Source organism: Gemella sp. GL1 (genome assembly GCF_013415365.1).
GTDB lineage: Bacteria > Bacillota > Bacilli > Staphylococcales > Gemellaceae > Gemelliphila.
The window spans coordinates 208,623-226,822 of the sequence record NZ_JACBYB010000021.1 but is presented as its reverse complement, the minus strand read 5'-3'; the positions used below and the strand labels follow the sequence as shown (position 1 = coordinate 226,822).

The 18,200-nt window shown below is 31.0% G+C and carries 19 protein-coding genes; 15 read left to right on the top strand and 4 right to left on the bottom strand.

Annotated features, from left to right (window positions below; all coding sequences use genetic code 11):
• Positions 1-21 precede the first annotated feature (21 nt).
• From cysS to gdhA, 5 genes are all read left to right on the top strand, one after another.
• Positions 22-1,425, top strand: coding sequence for a cysteine--tRNA ligase (cysS, locus tag HZY82_RS06195; RefSeq protein WP_179939037.1), 1,404 nt, complete (start codon positions 22-24; stop codon positions 1,423-1,425).
• Positions 1,410-1,841 carry a Mini-ribonuclease 3 gene (locus HZY82_RS06190; RefSeq protein WP_135156297.1) on the top strand — a complete coding sequence of 144 codons (432 nt, stop codon included), beginning with the start codon at positions 1,410-1,412 and terminating at the stop codon, positions 1,839-1,841. Before cysS ends, HZY82_RS06190 begins: the two co-directional genes overlap by 16 nt.
• Positions 1,825-2,658, top strand: a complete 834-nt coding sequence (gene rlmB, locus HZY82_RS06185; protein WP_179939035.1) for a 23S rRNA (guanosine(2251)-2'-O)-methyltransferase RlmB — start codon at positions 1,825-1,827, stop codon at positions 2,656-2,658. Before HZY82_RS06190 ends, rlmB begins: the two co-directional genes overlap by 17 nt.
• 243 nt (positions 2,659-2,901) lie before the next feature.
• Complete coding sequence (locus HZY82_RS06180) at positions 2,902-3,183, top strand: glutaredoxin (protein WP_135156298.1); 282 nt, start codon at positions 2,902-2,904, stop codon at positions 3,181-3,183.
• 50 nt (positions 3,184-3,233) lie between these two features.
• On the top strand, positions 3,234-4,583 hold the full coding sequence (gene gdhA / locus HZY82_RS06175) for an NADP-specific glutamate dehydrogenase (RefSeq protein ID WP_135156299.1): 1,350 nt from the start codon (positions 3,234-3,236) through the stop codon (positions 4,581-4,583).
• A gap of 31 nt (positions 4,584-4,614) precedes the next feature.
• Here the strand turns inward: gdhA and HZY82_RS06170 are convergent, their stop codons facing one another.
• Together HZY82_RS06170 and HZY82_RS06165 are read right to left on the bottom strand one after the other, a co-directional pair.
• Entirely contained in the window at positions 4,615-5,169 is a 555-nt protein-coding gene (locus HZY82_RS06170) for a DJ-1 family glyoxalase III (protein ID WP_135156300.1), read from the bottom strand.
• A 1-nt stretch (position 5,170) separates the two neighbouring features.
• A complete protein-coding gene (locus HZY82_RS06165; protein WP_135156301.1) occupies positions 5,171-5,902 on the bottom strand; it encodes a gamma-glutamyl-gamma-aminobutyrate hydrolase family protein in 732 nt (243 codons plus the stop codon).
• A 225-nt stretch (positions 5,903-6,127) separates the two neighbouring features.
• Here HZY82_RS06165 and HZY82_RS06160 point away from each other — a divergent pair, with 225 nt between their 5' ends.
• The 3 genes from HZY82_RS06160 (at position 6,128) to HZY82_RS06150 (ending at position 9,484) form a co-directional block, all read left to right on the top strand.
• The gene (locus tag HZY82_RS06160; RefSeq protein WP_218925260.1) at positions 6,128-6,754 is read left to right on the top strand and encodes a deoxynucleoside kinase; all 627 of its coding nucleotides are present in this window, start codon (positions 6,128-6,130) and stop codon (positions 6,752-6,754) included.
• Between the two features lie 294 nt (positions 6,755-7,048).
• Positions 7,049-8,149: a redox-regulated ATPase YchF gene (ychF, locus tag HZY82_RS06155; RefSeq protein ID WP_179939033.1), complete on the top strand. Its 1,101-nt coding sequence runs from the start codon at positions 7,049-7,051 to the stop codon at positions 8,147-8,149.
• A gap of 129 nt (positions 8,150-8,278) precedes the next feature.
• Positions 8,279-9,484, top strand: a complete 1,206-nt coding sequence (locus HZY82_RS06150; protein ID WP_218925259.1) for an alpha/beta hydrolase — start codon at positions 8,279-8,281, stop codon at positions 9,482-9,484.
• 7 nt (positions 9,485-9,491) lie between these two features.
• Here the strand turns inward: HZY82_RS06150 and HZY82_RS06145 are convergent, their stop codons facing one another.
• Complete coding sequence (locus HZY82_RS06145; protein ID WP_135156303.1) at positions 9,492-9,923, bottom strand: DUF3021 domain-containing protein; 432 nt, start codon at positions 9,921-9,923, stop codon at positions 9,492-9,494.
• A 12-nt stretch (positions 9,924-9,935) separates the two neighbouring features.
• Positions 9,936-10,370: a LytTR family DNA-binding domain-containing protein gene (locus HZY82_RS06140; protein WP_135156304.1), complete on the bottom strand. Its 435-nt coding sequence runs from the start codon at positions 10,368-10,370 to the stop codon at positions 9,936-9,938.
• Between the two features lie 552 nt (positions 10,371-10,922).
• On the opposite strand from HZY82_RS06140, the gene HZY82_RS06135 reads away from it, so the two are divergent.
• The 7 genes from HZY82_RS06135 (at position 10,923) to HZY82_RS06105 (ending at position 18,142) form a co-directional block, all read left to right on the top strand.
• Positions 10,923-12,722, top strand: coding sequence for an aminopeptidase P family protein (locus tag HZY82_RS06135; protein ID WP_135156305.1), 1,800 nt, complete (start codon positions 10,923-10,925; stop codon positions 12,720-12,722).
• Positions 12,723-12,811: 89 nt separating this feature from the next.
• On the top strand, positions 12,812-13,579 hold the full coding sequence (locus HZY82_RS06130) for a type III pantothenate kinase (RefSeq protein WP_135156306.1): 768 nt from the start codon (positions 12,812-12,814) through the stop codon (positions 13,577-13,579).
• Positions 13,580-13,589: 10 nt separating this feature from the next.
• Entirely contained in the window at positions 13,590-14,459 is an 870-nt protein-coding gene (gene hslO / locus HZY82_RS06125) for an Hsp33 family molecular chaperone HslO (protein ID WP_135156307.1), read from the top strand.
• 110 nt (positions 14,460-14,569) lie between these two features.
• On the top strand, positions 14,570-15,154 hold the full coding sequence (locus HZY82_RS06120) for a xanthine phosphoribosyltransferase (protein WP_135156308.1): 585 nt from the start codon (positions 14,570-14,572) through the stop codon (positions 15,152-15,154).
• A 25-nt stretch (positions 15,155-15,179) separates the two neighbouring features.
• Positions 15,180-16,643: an IMP dehydrogenase gene (guaB, locus tag HZY82_RS06115; RefSeq protein ID WP_135156309.1), complete on the top strand. Its 1,464-nt coding sequence runs from the start codon at positions 15,180-15,182 to the stop codon at positions 16,641-16,643.
• 87 nt (positions 16,644-16,730) lie between these two features.
• Complete coding sequence (locus HZY82_RS06110; protein WP_135156310.1) at positions 16,731-17,438, top strand: Wzz/FepE/Etk N-terminal domain-containing protein; 708 nt, start codon at positions 16,731-16,733, stop codon at positions 17,436-17,438.
• The gene (locus HZY82_RS06105) at positions 17,438-18,142 is read left to right on the top strand and encodes a polysaccharide biosynthesis tyrosine autokinase (RefSeq protein WP_135156311.1); all 705 of its coding nucleotides are present in this window, start codon (positions 17,438-17,440) and stop codon (positions 18,140-18,142) included. The genes HZY82_RS06110 and HZY82_RS06105 overlap by 1 nt, the downstream gene beginning before the upstream one ends.
• The last annotated feature ends 58 nt before the right edge of the window (positions 18,143-18,200 follow it).

Below are 18,200 nucleotides of genomic sequence, written 5' to 3'. Positions count from 1 at the left end.
AATTTATAAAGGAGAAGTTAAATGATTAAAATTTATAATACGCTGAGTCAAGAAAAAGAAGTATTTAAATCATTAGAAAAAAATAAGCTGTCTATGTATGTATGTGGCCCTACAGTTTACAATTATATTCACATTGGTAATGCTAGACCAATTATTACTTTTGATGTAGTAAGGCGTTATTTTGAATATATTGGTTACGAAGTGAATTTTGTATCTAATTTTACAGATGTTGATGATAAGATTATTAAAGCTGCCAATGAAGAAGCTATCTCTACTAAAGAATTATCAGACAAATATATAGCAGAATTTTACAAGGATTATGATGCTCTAGGTTGCCAAAGAGCGAGTTCTAATCCAAGAGTATCTGATTATATTCAAGAAATTATTGATTTCATTTCTAAATTAATTTCAGAAGACTATGCCTATGAAGTGAAGGGAGATGTTTACTTCCGTACACGTAAGAAGGAAGATTACGGAAAATTAAGTAAGCAATCTATAGATGATTTAATTTCAGGTGCCAGAATTGAGGCTAGCGAACTAAAAGAAGATCCACTAGACTTTGCTTTATGGAAGGCTGCTAAAGATGGGGAAGTATCTTGGTTAAGCCCTTGGGGACAAGGGCGTCCTGGTTGGCATATTGAGTGCTCTGTAATGGCTAAAGAAAGTCTAGGTGTAACTATCGATATTCATGCAGGAGGACAAGACTTAACATTCCCTCATCATGAGAATGAAATTGCTCAATCAGAATGTCACAATCAGGCAACTTTTGCTAATTACTGGATGCATAATGGATTTATAAATATTGACGGGACTAAGATGTCTAAATCTTTAGGAAACTTTACTTTAGTAAAAGATATTCTTACCCAAGTAGATCCAATGGTACTTAGACTATTTATGCTAAGTGTTCACTACAGAACACCTATTAATTTTTCTGCAGAAAGTATAGAACTTGCTAAGACTAACTATGCAAAATTAGTGATTGCATATCAAAACTTGAACTTTAGATTATCTAACGAGATGCCAATTCCAAGTATGGATAATGAAGTTGCAGAAAAAGTGAATACTAATTTAGAAACTTTAGAAAAAGAAATGAATGATGATTTTAATACAGCTAATGTTTTATCGGCATGGTATGAGTTAGTGAAGATCTCTAATATCTATACTGAAAAAGATGAGGTAAATAAAGAGACTCTTGAATTAATTAAGGCTGCATTTGGAGTCTATAGTAAAATTTTAGGGATTAGCTTAGAAGTAAAAGAGGAAATCAAAGGGGATTATGCACGAATTGAGGGCTTAATTGCTCAGAGAGAAGATGCACGCAAGAATAGGGATTTTACTTTGGCAGACAAGATAAGAGATGACTTAAAAGCTGAGGGAATTATATTAGAGGATACTAAACAAGGAGTAAGATGGAAGAAAGAATAAAATTTTCTTTTACTGATGAAAATATAAAAAATTTAGAAAATATGCAAGTTTTATCATTAGCTTATATTGGAGATTCTATTTATGACATTATGGCTAGAGAGTATATGATGATAAATCATTTAGGGAAAATTAATGATTTACATAGACAAGTTTCTGGAGTTGTATCTGCTAGGGCTCAAGCACTTTTTATGCAGTCTATTTTAGATAATAATATTTTTAGTGAAGAAGAATTGGCTATATATAATCGTGGTAAAAATCAAAAGAATAATTCTAAAGCAAAGAATGCTACTATAATGGAGTATAAACTTGCTACAGGACTTGAGGCTGTATTTGGTTATCATTACTTAGCCAAAAATTTTGAAAGATTGGAGCAGCTGTTTAGCTATATAGTAAATGAATATGAGAAATCAAAATAAGAAATTTAAATCAAATAAGAATTTCAAAACTCAGGATTTTAAAAAACAAGGTAAGCAAAATGAGTTTTCAGAAATGGTAGATTTAGAAGATGATAAGGAAGTAATCGCTGGAAGAAATGCTATATTGGAGGCAATTAATTCTGGTCGTCAAATAAACAAAATTTTATTTCAAGAAGGAATCGAAAAAGGAAGATTGAAGTCTATTTTTTCTATTGCTAATGAAAAAAGAATTGTTTGTCAAGAAGTGCCTAAAAGAAAACTTGACAATGTAACTAAAGAAAGACATCAAGGAGTTGTAGCTTTTGTTGCACCTTATGCATACAGGGAATTAGATGAAATACTAAACTCATTAGAAGAAATAAATCGAGATACTACTTTATTGATATTAGATCATATTGAAGATCCTCATAACTTAGGAGCAATTATCCGTTCGGCAGAAGCAAGTGGGGTAAAAGCTGTAATTATTCCTAAGAGGAGAGCAGCAGTAGTAAGTCAAACAGTTGTACGTTCATCAGCGGGTGCTATAGAATATATGCCAGTAGTAAGAGTATCTAATTTATTAGACACAATTGCAAAATTAAAGGAAAAAGGATTTTGGATTGCAGGAACTACTCTTTCGGATAGATCAGAAGATTATACTAATATTGCTAAAGATGTTCCCTTAGCTATTGTAGTTGGAAATGAAGGAGAAGGTATGAGTAAGACTGTGACTGCAGCTTGTGACTTCTTATACCATCTTCCTATGTTAGGGAAGACTCAAAGTCTTAATGCATCAGTAGCAGCAGGTATTATTATGTATGAAAGAATAAGAAAATAGGTTAAGTAGATATAGTAAATAAAGACATAGCTTGAAAAATTCAACCTATATTTGAATTAACAAGTTGTGTTTTTATTTTATTACAGAATAATTTTAAAGGTCCTTTATTTCCAATTAAAGTTATTATGTTGCTAACTATAGTTTAATGATACATTGGTATTATTAATCATATTGAGCATAAAAATTTTTTTGAAAACTCTTTTATGATATAATTTCATTAAGAATGATGAGGGGAGAAAAAATATGGCAGGATATACTTTATATTTCAGTGATCTATGTCCAGATACAGCGGCATTTGTTGCTGAATTAAAGGAACAAGGAATTGATTACGAAGAAGTTAATATAACGGCCTCTATGGATAATTTGAAAAGATTTTTAAAACTTAGAGATACAAGACCAGAATTTGAAATGAGAAAACTTTGGGGATTTATTGGTATACCAGTTTTAGTTCAGCCTAATGATACGCTTATTTTTGAATTAAATGATTTAAATGGAACAGCTTGTACTTTAACTGCAAGACCCTAAGAAGAATTTTTAGGCAATGAACACACATGTTTAGATAAGGAGATTTTATTATGACAAAAGGAAGAGAATACGTAACAGAAGTTTTTAAGAAGGTAAAGGAAGATAATGCTCACGAGTCAGAATTTTTGCAGGCAGTAAAAGAGGTTTTTGAAACTTTAGTGCCAGTTTTTGATAGGTATCCAAAATATATTGAAGAAAATATTTTAGAGCGTTTAGTAGAACCTGAGAGAGTTATATCATTTAGAGTAGCTTGGTTAGATGATCAAGGAAAAGTACAAGTAAATAAGGGGTATAGAGTACAGTATTCATCAGCAATCGGACCTTACAAAGGAGGAATTAGATTTCATCCATCTGTAAACCAGTCAATTGTTAAGTTTTTAGGTTTTGAACAAATTTTCAAAAATTCACTGACAGGACTTCCTATCGGTGGAGGTAAGGGTGGTTCAAACTTTGATCCTAAAGGAAAATCTGATAATGAAGTAATGAGATTCGTTCAAGCCTTTATGACTGAACTTCAAAAATATATTGGTCCAGATATAGATGTACCAGCAGGAGATATTGGTGTAGGAGCAAGAGAAGTTGGATACATGTTCGGACAATATAAGAAGTTAAATGGATATAAGAACGGAGTTATTACTGGTAAGGGTCTAACTTATGGTGGATCACTTGTTCGTAAAGAGGCTACAGGATATGGTGCTGTTTATTTTGCTGAACAAATGTTAAAAGCTAATAGTAAGGATATTGCTGGGAAAATAGCTATAGTATCTGGTTCTGGAAATGTTGCAATTTATGCTGCAGAAAAATTACAGCAATTGGGTGCTAAGGTTGTAGCTATGTCTGATTCATCAGGATATATTTATGATGAAAATGGTATTAACTTGGATACAATTAAAGAACTTAAAGAAAAACAACGTGAACGTATTTCTAAATATGTAGAATTTCATCCACATAGTGTATTCACAAAAGCAGAGGAAGGTAGAATTTGGTCTATAAAAACAGATTTAGCTTTCCCTTGTGCAACTCAAAATGAATTAAATGAAGAAGATGCAAAAGTTTTAGTTGAAAATGGTTTATTAGCAGTTTCAGAAGGTGCCAACATGCCATCTACATTAGAAGCTATAAATGTTTTCCATCAAGCAGGTGTTCTATTTGGACCTGCTAAGGCTGCTAATGCTGGAGGGGTAGCAGTTTCAGCATTAGAAATGAGTCAAAATTCTATGCGTCTTGCTTGGACTTTTGAAGAAGTTGATGCTAAGTTATATGATATTATGAAGAATATTTACGAAGAATCGGTTAAAGCTTCTAAGGAATTTGGTCAAGAAGGGAATTTAGTTTTAGGTTCCAATATTGCAGGTTTTTTAAAAGTAGCTGAAGCAATGTCTACACAAGGATTAGTATAAATAAAAAGTTAGCGATTAAATCGCTAACTTTTTATTTTTTTAACATTGCTTTTGCTATATTATTGCTTGTTTCTTCATTTGTTAAATAGGTAAGTAGTTTTAGTGAAAAGTCTAAGGCTAGACCAGGACCAGAAGCTGTAATCATATTGCCATCTACTATGACGGTTGATTCTGAATACGATTTGAAATCAATGCTATTTTCGAAACCAGGATAACAAGTAATATTTTTATTTTGAGTTAATCCTGCTTTATCTAGAACGATAGGAGCAGCACAGATTGCTGATACTAGTTTAGCTGCTTTATTCATTTCTTGGAAAAATTCAATGACCCTTTCATTGTTTTTTAAGTTTTCAGCACCAGGCATACCTCCAGGGATAAAGATTGCGTCATAGTCCAGAATAGAGTTTATGTCATTAATTTTTTTATCTACAAGAATCTTTACATTACGTGAACTAGAGATACATTCAGCATTATTAGCGGAAATTAGGTCTACCTTTAGACCTGCACGTCTAAGTACATCGATAGGTGTAAGTAATTCTATTTCTTCAAATCCATTATCAGCCAAGACTGCTATTTTTTTAGTCATACTAAAGCCCTTTCTTACATTCCATTACAAAATTTTTAAATAATTTTTGGGATTCTTCATGCTTTTCTTGAAGTAAAATTTCTGGATGCCACTGAACTCCGAGAATATATTGACTAGGAATTATGGATTCAACAGCCTCTATTAATCCATCAGAAGAGTAAGCTGTTGCTTTAAGGTTTACTCCTAATTTTTTTATAACTTGATGATGAAGGCTGTTAATAGTAGAATTGTCTCCTATCAACTTATTTATTATTGAGTCTTTTACAGTTGATACTGAATGACTGATATATTTTGGGTGAGTATCTTGCCAATGTTTTATAAGTTCTGTATTTACATACTCGATATCTTGATAGAGACTACCACCTAGCGCTATATTGATAACTTGCATACCTCGACAGATACCGAAAATGGGTTTTTGTAATTTCAACATTTCCTTAACTATTTCAATTTCAAAAGCATCTCTTTTTGCCAAGGTCTGTCCTAATTTAGGGCTAGGTTCTTCTCCATAAAATAAAGGGGAGACATCTTGACCACCAGCAAGCAAAAGACCGTCTATTATGTGTGAATATTTTTTTACGGATTCCGCATTATTTATTGGTATAATGATGGGGTCCCCACCAGCATTGGAGATTGCATTTATATTGTCTGTTGCGGTATAAGTGATTTGGAGTTTATTTAAAACTTCAAATTCATCATTTATTTGATTGCTAACTATTCCGATTATAGGTTTCATAAAATCTCCTTAATTTTTATATATAAGAATAATTATAATATATAATTTATTAAAAATTCAAGTGACTAGTACGAACTATAAAATTTTGTAAAACTTTATAGTTCAAGTCATACTTCAAGGAAATCGGTGTATAATTTTAAAAAAATTAAAAGTTTTAGAATATTGACGCAAAAGGAGGATATATATATAATTAATAAAGAAAAATTATAAAGAAAAGAGAATAAAATGGTGTTAGTTTTAGGAGGGACAGTTGGTAGCGGTAAGTCAACTGTAAGTAAGAGATTATCGGATGAGTTAGGGACAAAACTTATGGCAGAACCCGTAGAAGAAAATCCAATTTTGGACAAATATTACGCTGATCGTAAACGTTATGGATTTTTACTGCAAATCTATTTCTTAAATAAAAGATTCAAGTTAATAAAAGAAGCTTTAGATAATGATAATAATGTTTTAGATAGATCTATATACGAAGATGCTTTATTTGCCTTACTTAATTATGAAGACGGGAACATGAGTGTAGAAGAATACAACACCTATATAGAATTATTGGATAATATGATGGAAGAATTGAAAGGTATGCCTAAGAAATCACCAGATCTACTTATATATCTTGATATTACTTTTGATAAGATGATAGCAAATATCAAAAAAAGGGGGCGTCCTTATGAGCAATGTGAAGTGGGAAGTAGCTTGTATAAATATTATCAAAGGATGCATAGTAAGTATGTAGGTTGGTATGAGTCTTATAATAAGGGACCAAAAATTAAGATTGATATGAATAATATTGATGTAAATAAAGAAGAAGATTGGCAGCTAGTTTTTGAACAAATAAAAACTAAATTAAAGATCTAATAAAAGGGGTTAATTGATTAGGAATAGATATTTGAAAAATAGATTAAAATCAAAAGAATTGTCGCTTTAAGAAATGTACAATAATTAAGAGAAGGTAATAACAATGGGAGCTATGTTGATTAAATTTTGCAAGTTTGAAACAAGTGGAGCACTCTAGGATAGGATTAGTAGTTGTTGTATTAGTAAGATGATTTATATGAGAAAATTGTATTGATAAGTTTTAGTTATAGGGTGACTTAATCAGTAATATGTGATAGAATATTTTAGATTAATAAAATTTTAGGAGATTAAAAAATGGCATTAACAGCAGGAATAGTAGGATTACCAAATGTGGGTAAATCGACATTATTTAACGCGATTACAAAGGCAGGAGCTCTAGCAGCTAACTATCCTTTCGCAACAATTGATCCAAACGTGGGTATTGTAGAAGTACCAGACCAAAGATTAAATAAATTAACAGAATTAGTAGAACCTAAAAAAACAGTGCCAACATCTTTCGAATTTACTGATATTGCAGGAATTGTAAAAGGTGCATCTAAAGGGGAGGGGCTTGGAAATAAATTTTTAAGTCATATTCGTGAAGTAGATGCTATTTGTCAGGTGGTAAGGTGTTTTGAAGATGAAAATATCACTCATGTAGCCGGAGGAGTAGATCCAATATATGATATAGAAGTAATTAATTTAGAATTGATCCTAGCAGATTTAGAAAGTGTTGAAAAACGTATAAGTCGTGTAGAGAAAATGGCTCGTCAAAAAGATAAAGATGCTCTAGCAGAATTTGAAGTTTTAACTAAAGTTCGTGAGGTTTTAAAGGAAGATAAACCAGCACGTATTATAGACTTCGATAAGGAAGAAACTAAAATTGCAAAAGGATTACATCTACTTACTTTAAAACCTATGCTTTATGTAGCAAATGTTTCTGAAGATGATTTAGGAAATGAGGACTCAAATAAATTTCTTCAGGCAGTAAAAGAATTTGCAGCTGTAGAAGGTTCAGAAGTAATTACAGTATGCGCTAAGATTGAAGAAGAAATTGCTTCTTTAGAAGATGAAGAAAAAGAAATGTTTTTAGAAGAATTAGGAATTAAGGAATCAGGACTTGATCAATTAATTAAGGCTGCTTATTCACTATTAGGCTTAGCAACTTACTTTACTGCAGGGGTTCAAGAAGTACGTGCTTGGACATTCAAAAAAGGAATGTTGGCACCAGAATGTGCAGGAATAATTCATTCAGATTTTGAGCGTGGATTTATTCGTGCAGAGACAGTATCTTATGACGATTTAGTGGAGTATGGTTCAATGCCGAAAGCTAAAGAGGCGGGGAGAGTTAGATTAGAAGGAAAAGAATATGAAGTTAAAGATGGTGATATAATGTTGTTTAGATTTAACGTTTAGAACTAGTGAAAAATCACAAACTTAATGTTTGTGATTTTTTATTTTAGTTTACATTTGGAGAATATTAAACTATACTATTTCATTATATAGTTTGATTAACAAACTAAAATTATATGATGGGAGTATATAATGAAATTTATAAAAAAATTTAAAAAAAGTATTATTTCATTTTTCATTATTATTTTACTTGCAGCTTCTTGGTTTGTAGGAGATTATTTTCATAATTTTGCTCTTAATCCGCAAATTAGTAAAGATGGAGTTACTGGACAAGATAATGATGGAGTTGAAGATACAAGAAAAGTTGAAAATCAAAAATGGTTCAATGAAAAAGCTATAGAACAGGACATGAAGTCAGTGACAGGGGTCAATCTAAAGGGATATACATTTACTCACAATAATGAAAAGAATGAAAAATGGATAATAGTAACTCATGGATTCACTAGTTCAGCTAAAGATGCGGTCAAATTCATTAAAGGTTTTTATAATAGAGGTTATAATGTTTTTGCTCCTGATTTAATTGCACATGGTAATAGTGAAGGAAAAACTTATTCAATGGGTGGTCATGATTCAAGTGATTTAGTAAATTGGGTTAAGAAAATATCTGCAGAAAATAATAATCCAGATATAGTGTTGTTTGGAGTATCTATGGGGGCGGCGGCGACAATGAATTCTTTAAATAAGGGACTACCAGAAAATGTTAAAGGCTTTATAGAGGATTCGGGATATGTGAGTTTAGATGAAGAGTTCTCATATCAATTAAAAAAATTATTTAAATTGCCGTCATTTCCTGTCATTCCTTTAGCTAATTTTGTAACAGGTCTTAAAGCATCTTATAATTTTGGAGATGTGGATGCAAAAGAAGCTTTAAAATCAACTAAGTTACCGGCTTTAATTCTGCATGGCGGACAAGATGGTTTTGTGCCTGTAGATAATGCGGATATAGCTTACAACTTGCTTAATTCATATAAAGAAAAATATATTTTTGATGATGCTAAACATGTTAAAGCTGAGAGAAAATATAATGAAGAATATTGGCAACATATAGAAAGATTTCTTGTCAAAGCATATTCAGGGAATATGACCGCTACAACAAATTTTAAAAATAATTTATCAAATGGAGATGAAGAATTTGGAGAAGATTTGGAAAGTCAGACAAACTCTAAGCAAGAAAGAGGTACAGAACTTGTTTTAAAGCATGATAATGAAGAAAATACTAGCAATAGAGAAAGTTTTGTTGATTCGTTTGACTATACGTCAGATCTAGAGTCATCTAGTAATTTTAAAAATATAAAAAGTACATTACCATCAACAAGAGCGGTGACAAAAAGTTCCTAGAAATTTTCTAGGAACTTTTATTTAATTTAGCATTTATTTTTGACATTTCAATTCTATTTGATGTATATAGGTATATATATATTATAAAGTAAATTATTTCTACCAGTATAAAACTTGCTATATTAAATTTAAACCAATGAAGATAAATTCCAGCTGCAAAAACTGATATAATAATTAAAAAATTATGAATAAGCGTTTGTGTTAGTAAACTTAAATCCTTAGAAAATATTTTTGAAGCATATGCTTGACTAATACCTATAAGCCCAGTTACTATAATTTGCATAGTCATTGCGTTAGTTGTAGATGAAAATTTACTTGCAAAGCTAGGAACCATAGCAACATAATCATAAGAAAAAATGTGAGCTAGCAATAATGATATAAAAGTAGAGAATCCGATTCCCATCATAGCGTATTTTAAAAGATTTTGTAGTGTTTTCATTTGTTTTTCTCCTTATATTCCTAATTTATTTTTAAATTCTTTTATTGAGCGTCTAGAAACAAAAGTCTCAATTCCATTTTTAAAGATTAATTTAATTGTTCCACTATAAGAAAAATCTAATTTTTTTACATATTTAATATTTACAATCTCAGATTGTGATATTTTAATAAAATCATCGGTTAACATTTTTTCAATTTCGTAAAGTTTTAATTTACTAATATAAGTTTTTGTTTGATAATAAATTTTTATCTTTCTATCTTCAATAAAAATTCTTTCTATAAAATTTTCGTCTAAAAGCTGAGCCTCTTTATCTCGATATGCGACAATAGTATTTTGTTTTGAGTTCACAATATCTATGATTTTTTGAATTTTTTCATCGATTTTATTAGTATAGATTTTAATTATTTTTTCATCTGTGGAAGAATCAGTAAATAATTCTAGCTTCATTAATTTTCTCCTTTCTTTGTTTCTACTTTAATAATATACTAGAAATAAAAGGAGGTAAATAGATTTTGTCTATGTGGTAATTTTTTTATTTTATATGGCTGGTAAGCACTTCTAAGTAAATTGTAGAGAAGAAAAAATAATATTGAATTATAGAGATAAGATTATAATCTTATATGAATTGTTAGGATAATAGATAAAAAAACTATTATTTCATTATAGTAGGTAAATATGTTAAAATATAAGAATATAAGCATTTTCAAAATTGAAATCTTATATAGTTTACTAATATTAAATATATAAAATTTATTGTATTGAATTAGATGATTTTTGGCCCTATCAGCAATTCTTTACCCGCTCTTTAAGTAAACTAATTTTTTATTTGAGGGCTTATTATTTTAGAAGAAGGATTGCTTTATAGAAATCTATATATTAAAAGAGAAATTAGTTATTGCTGTTAATGAGAGTATAAGAGTATACTTATATAACTAAAGGAGATATTTATAGTTTAATAGAACAGTTTATGAATTTAGAAATATTTTAGGAGAGTAAAGTATGTATGTGAATGAAAAATTAGCTGCTTTAAGGCAACTTATGAAAGAGAAAAAAATAGATATATATTTAATTCCAACTGCCGATTTTCATAATAGTGAAAATGTAGGTGATTATTTTAAGGTTCGTGAATATATGAGTGGTTTTACTGGATCTGCAGGAACACTTGTAATTACTGCTAATTATGCAGGTTTATGGACTGATGGGAGATATTTCTTGCAAGCAGAAAGAGAGCTTGCTGGAACAAGAATTGAACTGCAGAAAATGGGAGAAGAAGAAACCCCTAGTGTTATCGATTTTATTGTTGATGCAATTCCAAAGGGAGGTAAATTAGGATTTGATGGTCGTGTTGTAATGTATGGAGAAGGAAAGCAACTTGCACTTAGATTGAAGCGTAAAGAGGCTAGTCTTGTTTATGATTTAGATCTTGTTAATGAAATTTGGCTAGATAGACCATCTCTATCTAAAAATAAAGCCTTCTCTTTATCATTAGAACAAGCAGGAGAAACTGTTGCCGATAAATTAAGTAGAGTAAGGAAAGAGATGCATAGCTATGGAGCTAATGCTCATATTATTACGAGCCTTGATGATACTGGTTGGTTACTTAACATAAGAGGGACTGATGTGGAGTTTTTTCCTCTCTTATTAAGTTATACAATAGTTTATGAAAATAAAGTTGAATTATATGTAGATAAAAGTAAACTTTCTGATGAGATTAAGGTTAACTTGGCCAAAGACAAGGTAATCCTAAAAGACTATAATCAAATATACAAGACTGTAAAAGAATTTGAATATTCAGATGTAGTACTAGTAGATCCCGATTTACTAAATTATGCAATTTATAATAATATTCCAAAGGAAGTAACTCTTGTAGAAAAAAGAAATCCAACTATTTTGATGAAAGCCATGAAAAATGAGGTAGAGATCAATAATATAATTAATGCTCACATTAAGGATGGAGTAGCACATACTAAGTTTATCTACTGGTTAAAACAATTGGTTAAATCTGGAAAAATTTCAGAGCAAAATGAAATAAGTGCTTCAGATAGATTAGTTGAATTTAGAAAGGCTCAAGGAGATTATATATTTCCATCATTTTCGCCAATTTTTGGACATGGGCCTAATGGTGCTGTTATTCACTATTCATCAACAGAAGAAACAAATAGAAATTTAGAGATAGGAACTTTACTTTTGACTGATTCAGGATCTCATTTTATGCAGGGTTCAACTGATATAACAAGAACTCATGCACTAGGTGAAATTCCTTTGGAATTTAAAAAAGATTATACAAGAGTTTTGAAGGCAAATTTAGCCTTATCGAAACTTAAATTTATGGAAGGAATTGCTGGACAGAACATTGATATTTTGGCAAGGCAACATTTGTGGGAAAATTACCAAAATTATAATCATGGAACTGGACATGGAGTAGGTTATATTGGAAATATTCATGAAGGACCAGTCAATATACGTTGGCAAATCCCTCTGAATGGACAAGTGGAAGCCTTAAGAGAAGGAATGATTTTAAGTAATGAACCAGGACTTTATATAGCAGGATCACATGGAATAAGGTTAGAAAATGAACTTTTAGTAAGAAAAACAGTGAAAAATGAATTTGGACAATTTATGGAGTTTGAAGTTATTACCTATGTTCCATTTGATTTAGAAGCTATAGATTTTTCTTTAATGACTGATGTAGATAGAAAAGAACTTAATAAGTATCATGCAAAGGTGTATGAACTAATAGCACCACATTTGACAAAGGAAGAAAGAGAGTGGCTGAAAGAAGTTACTAGAGAAATATAATAAAGGCACGCTTAAGAGCGGGCCTTTATATTTTATAAAATTAGATTCTATGATATAATAAGTAGAATTTTTATTTAGGAGTAGACACGATGATTTGTGCACTTGATGTTGGAAATACTAACATTGTATTGGGAGTTTTTGACGATGACTATACATTAAAATATTCTTGGAGAATAGCTACAGATGCGAGTAAAACTGAGGACGAACTTTATGTTATTATAAAAAGTTTTTTTAAAGATAAAGAAATTTCTTTTGATTTTTTTAAGGGAGTAGTTATCTCTAGTGTAGTACCGGGTATGATATTTGCTTTAAAATTACTTAGTAAAAAATATTTTGGATTAGAACCAATAGTGGTCTCCAATGCTATAAATACAGGTCTAGTAGTACCAGAACCCTATACAAGTAAGTTAGGTGCAGATAGAATTGTAGATATAGTAGGAGCTAAGGTATCTAACTATTTACCTGCGATTGTTGTAGATTTTGGAACAGCGACAACTTTTGATTATGTTGATGAGAATATGATTTATAAGGGAGGAGTTATTTGTCCAGGAATAAATATTTCTGCAGATGCTCTCTATCAAAAAGCCGCTCAATTACCTAGAGTAGAGATTGAAAGGGTGGATAGTTCTTTAGGAATGGATACAATTACTCAAATGCAAGCGGGGCTATTTTATGGATTTATAGGTCAATTTGAAGCTATAATTAATAGTATGAAAAAAGAGATTGGAAAAGATGTTAAGGTTGTTCTTACCGGAGGTTTGGCAAAGTTACTTTCTAAAAACTCTAAACAAATAGATATAATTGATGAAGAATTGACTTTAAAAGGAATTATTGAGATATATAAATTAAATAAATAGGAGATATATGATGAAAGATTATTTAATTAGAGGACTTGCCTTTAATGATGAAGTAAGATTTTTTGCGGCAAAAACAACGGAATTAGTAGAAGAAATTAGAAAAAGACATGATGCATATCCGACTGCAATTGCAGCAGTAGGGAGAACTGCAACTGCGTCAGCCATGCTTGGTGCTATGCAAAAATCTGGTGATATTGTGGATGTTAGGCTGGCAGGAGATGGGCCTTTAGGTAAAATACTGGCAACTGCTGATGAAGAGGGTAATATAAGAGCTTATGCATCAAATATGCAAATACATATACCAAGTAATGATAAAGGAAAATTAGATGTACGTGGTGTAGTTGGAACACAAGGAGAATTAGTAGTTATCAAGGACCTGGGTCTTGCTGAAAAATATACAACTACTTCTCCGATAGTATCTGGAGAAATTGCAGAAGATTTCACTTATTACTTTGCTAAAAGTGAACAAGTACCTTCAGCAGTATCTTTAGGAGTTTTAGTAGAAACTGATAACTCTGTGATTGCAGCGGGAGGATTTATTGTACAGGTTTTACCATTTGCTTCAGAAGAGACAATTACAAAATTAGAAAATGTAATAGCTAATATTAAGCCTGTATCAACTCTAATTCATGAAGGTAAAACTTTGGAAGATATTGCTAAAATCTTATTCGGTGAAGATTTTAGAATATTAAAATCAAATGAAATAAGATTCTCTTGTTCTTGCTCTAAGGAAAAATATGCAGATGCCTTAATTACTTTAGGTAAAGAAGAATTAGCGGACATGGCTACAGAAGAAAATATTGAAACAGTGTGTTCATTCTGCAGTGAGAAATACGTATTTTCACAAGATGAAATCAAAGAATTGATTGAAAAATTGTAAAAATAAAAAGAATATTTAAATATCTGGGAAAAGTATTGAGTTTTCCCGGATATTTTGTTATTATATATAGAAATAAATTTTACTTGATAACATGGGAGTGATTGATATTCATGCAACTACTAGAAGAAATGGTTAGAAATAAGGGTGAAGTTTTTTCCGGTAATATAATAAAAGTTGATTCTTTTATTAATCATCAGATTGATCCCAATCTTATGAAAGAAATATCTGAATCATTTTATGAACATTTTAAAGGAAGAGATGTTACTAAGATATTGACTATCGAAGCTTCAGGAATAGCACCGGCCTTGTTTGTTGCTAATAAATTTAAGGTTCCAATGCTTTTTGCTAAAAAGGCCCAACCATCTACATTAAAAAGTGGCAATATTTATAGTAGTGAAGTTTTTAGTTATACTAAAAATGTAACGAATACTATTGTAGTGTCAAAAAATTTTTTAAATGAAGGTGATAATGTACTTATTATTGATGATTTTCTTGCAAATGGGCAAGCAATAAGTGGATTGGTAGATATTGCTAATCAAGCCAATGCTAATGTTGTAGGGGTAGGAATACTTATTGAAAAATCATTTCAAGTGGGGAGAAGTCTACTTAAGAAAAAGGGTATAGATGTATGTTCTCTATGTAGAATAGCTTCTATCAAGGATGGAAGTATAGACTTTGAAAAATCTGACAAGTAGAAAATAAATATTAAGGAGAAATACTATGTGGGAAAATAAATTCCAAAAAGAAGGATTAACGTTTGATGATGTATTGTTAGTACCAGCTTACAGTGAGGTATTACCTAAGAAAGTTGATTTAAAAGTTAACTTAACGGAAAGATTGAAATTATCAATACCGGTATTATCAGCGGCAATGGATACAGTAACTGAACATAAAATGGCTATTGCTATGGCACGCGAAGGTGGATTAGGTGTAATTCACAAAAACATGTCAATTGAAGCTCAAGCTGAAGAAGTAACAAAAGTTAAAAGATCAGAATCGGGAGTTATTACTAATCCATTTTTCTTAACGCCAGAACATTTAGTAGAAGATGCTGAAGATTTAATGCAAAGATACAGAATTTCAGGAGTTCCTATTGTAAATAATATAACAGATAAAGAGCTTGTGGGAATTTTAACCAACCGTGATTTAAGATTCTTGACTGATTTTGATACTCCAATTGCGGAAGTAATGACTAAAGAAGAGTTAGTTACAGCAGCAGCTAATACTACTTTAGATGAAGCAAGTACAATTTTACGTTCTCATAAAATTGAAAAACTTCCTTTAATTGATGAAGAAGGAAAATTATCAGGATTAATTACTATTAAAGATATAGAGAAATTAGCTAAGTATCCAAATTCAGCAAAAGATAAATATGGAAGATTATTAGTAGCAGCGACTGTAGGAATTGCGGGTGATACTTTTGAGCGTGTGGAAGCATTAGTTAACGCTGGAGTGGATGCAATTGTTGTTGATACAGCCCATGGACACTCTAAAGGAGTTATTGATGTAGTTAAAACATTACGTACAAACTACCCAGATTTAGACATTATCGCAGGAAATGTAGCAACTGGAGATGCAGCTCGTGCTTTATTTGAAGCTGGTGCAGATGTTGTTAAAGTTGGTATTGGACCAGGGTCTATTTGTACAACTCGTGTTGTTGCTGGAGTAGGGGTACCTCAAATTACAGCAATATATGATTGTGCATCAGTAGCACGTGAATATGGAAAAACAATCATCGCAGATGGAGGAATTAAGTATTCTGGAGATATAGTTAAGGCACTTGCAGCGGGAGGACATGTAGTAATGCTTGGTTCTATGCTTGCGGGATGTGATGAATCTCCAGGTGAATTTGAAATATTCCAAGGAAGAAGATTCAAAACTTATCGTGGAATGGGATCATTAGCTGCTATGGAAAAAGGATCTAAGGATCGTTACTTCCAAGAAGATGGGAAGAAACTTGTTCCAGAAGGGATTGAAGGAAGAACTCCATATAAAGGAACACTTACTGAAACAATCTATCAATTAATTGGTGGGCTAAGAGCAGGTATGGGGTACACAGGTTCTAAAACTTTAGAAGATTTAAGAGAAAAAGCACAATTTGTAAAAATGACAGGTGCAGGATTAATCGAATCACACCCTCATGATGTTCAAATCACAAAAGAATCTCCAAATTATTCTAAGTAAAGATTTTGTTTGAAAAGAGTGGAATTTTATAGTAAAATTATATGTTGTTAAACTTATAAAAATAAATATATTAAAGAGGTTCATTTTATGGATACTAAACAAAACGATATTCTAGACATTGATATTTTCTATTTATTAAGAAAATTATGGTCAAAGAAATTACTAATTTCCACAATAGCATTAGTTTTTGCTGCCTTAATGGGTGTTTATAGTATATTTGTCGTAAAACCTACCTATCAAGCAACAACTAAAATTTATGCTGTAAATAAAGCTGATCAAAGTAAGCAGCTAACAGTTCAAGATGTTCAAATTGGTACATCTTTAGTTAAAGACTATCAAGAGATTATTCTATCACCGGATGTCTTGACTAGGGTAATAGAGAGGGATAGGTTAAATTTAACGACTAAATCTTTAGCATCGAAGATTTCAATTTCATCACCTAAGGACACTAGGGTTTTAAATATTATAGTTTCGGATTCTAATCCGAGAATAGCAGCAGAAATTGCTAATACATTGAGAGAAGTATCATCAGAAAAAATAAAAAGCGTAACACAGATAGAAGATATAACAACTATAACTGAAGCTACAGAGCCAGTGGCTCCATCATCTCCTAATATTCCAAGAAATATCTTATTTGGTTTCTTAGCTGGGGCAATACTATCTATGATAATAATCGCTATTAAAGAGCTATTAGATGATCGTATTAAACGTCCAGAAGATGTAGAAGAAGTTTTAGATGTTGTATTGTTAGGAGTTATACCTAGCGTAGAACAGAAGAAAGGTAAGAAGAAGTAATGAAAAAGATACATATTAATTACAACACAAATATTATAGTTAAAGACCTATCGGAACATTACAATGCCTTAGCTACTAATATTCAATTCCTAGGAAAAGATATAAAGACAATTGCCTTTTCGTCAGTTCAGCCTAATGAGGGAAAATCAACAGTTACTATAAACTTATCTAAAGCCTTATCGGAATTAGGATATAAAGTTTTACTTATAGATGCTGATACAAGAAAATCAGTTTTAGCTAATAGATTTAGAGTAGAAGGTGGGAAAATTGAAGGATTAACTTCTTACCTATCGGGAAATACTGAGATAGAGAATATCTTATATTCAACAGATATTCCTAATTTAACTATTATTCCAGCAGGAAAGGTTCCCCCAAGCCCACTTAGTTTAATTCAGAATCCTAATTTTGAATTAATGCTAAATGCATTCCGCAAATATTATGATTACGTAATTATAGATACTCCACCTATAGGTGCTGTAATTGATGCGGCTATTATTGCACAAAAATGTGATGGTTCAGTTCTTATAACAGAATCTGGTGCAATCAAGAGGAAATTTGTAAAAAAAGCAATTGAACAATTAGAATCTTCAGGAAGTAGGTTTTTAGGTAGCGTATTGAACAAGGTAGATATAGAATCTAGCCATTATGGAGCTTATGGAGCCTATGGAGTTTACGGTAAATATGGAGAACGTGTAGAAGATTAATTATTAAAAATGACTTGAAAGATTGAACTTTCAAGTCATTTTTTATTTAACTGTAAAT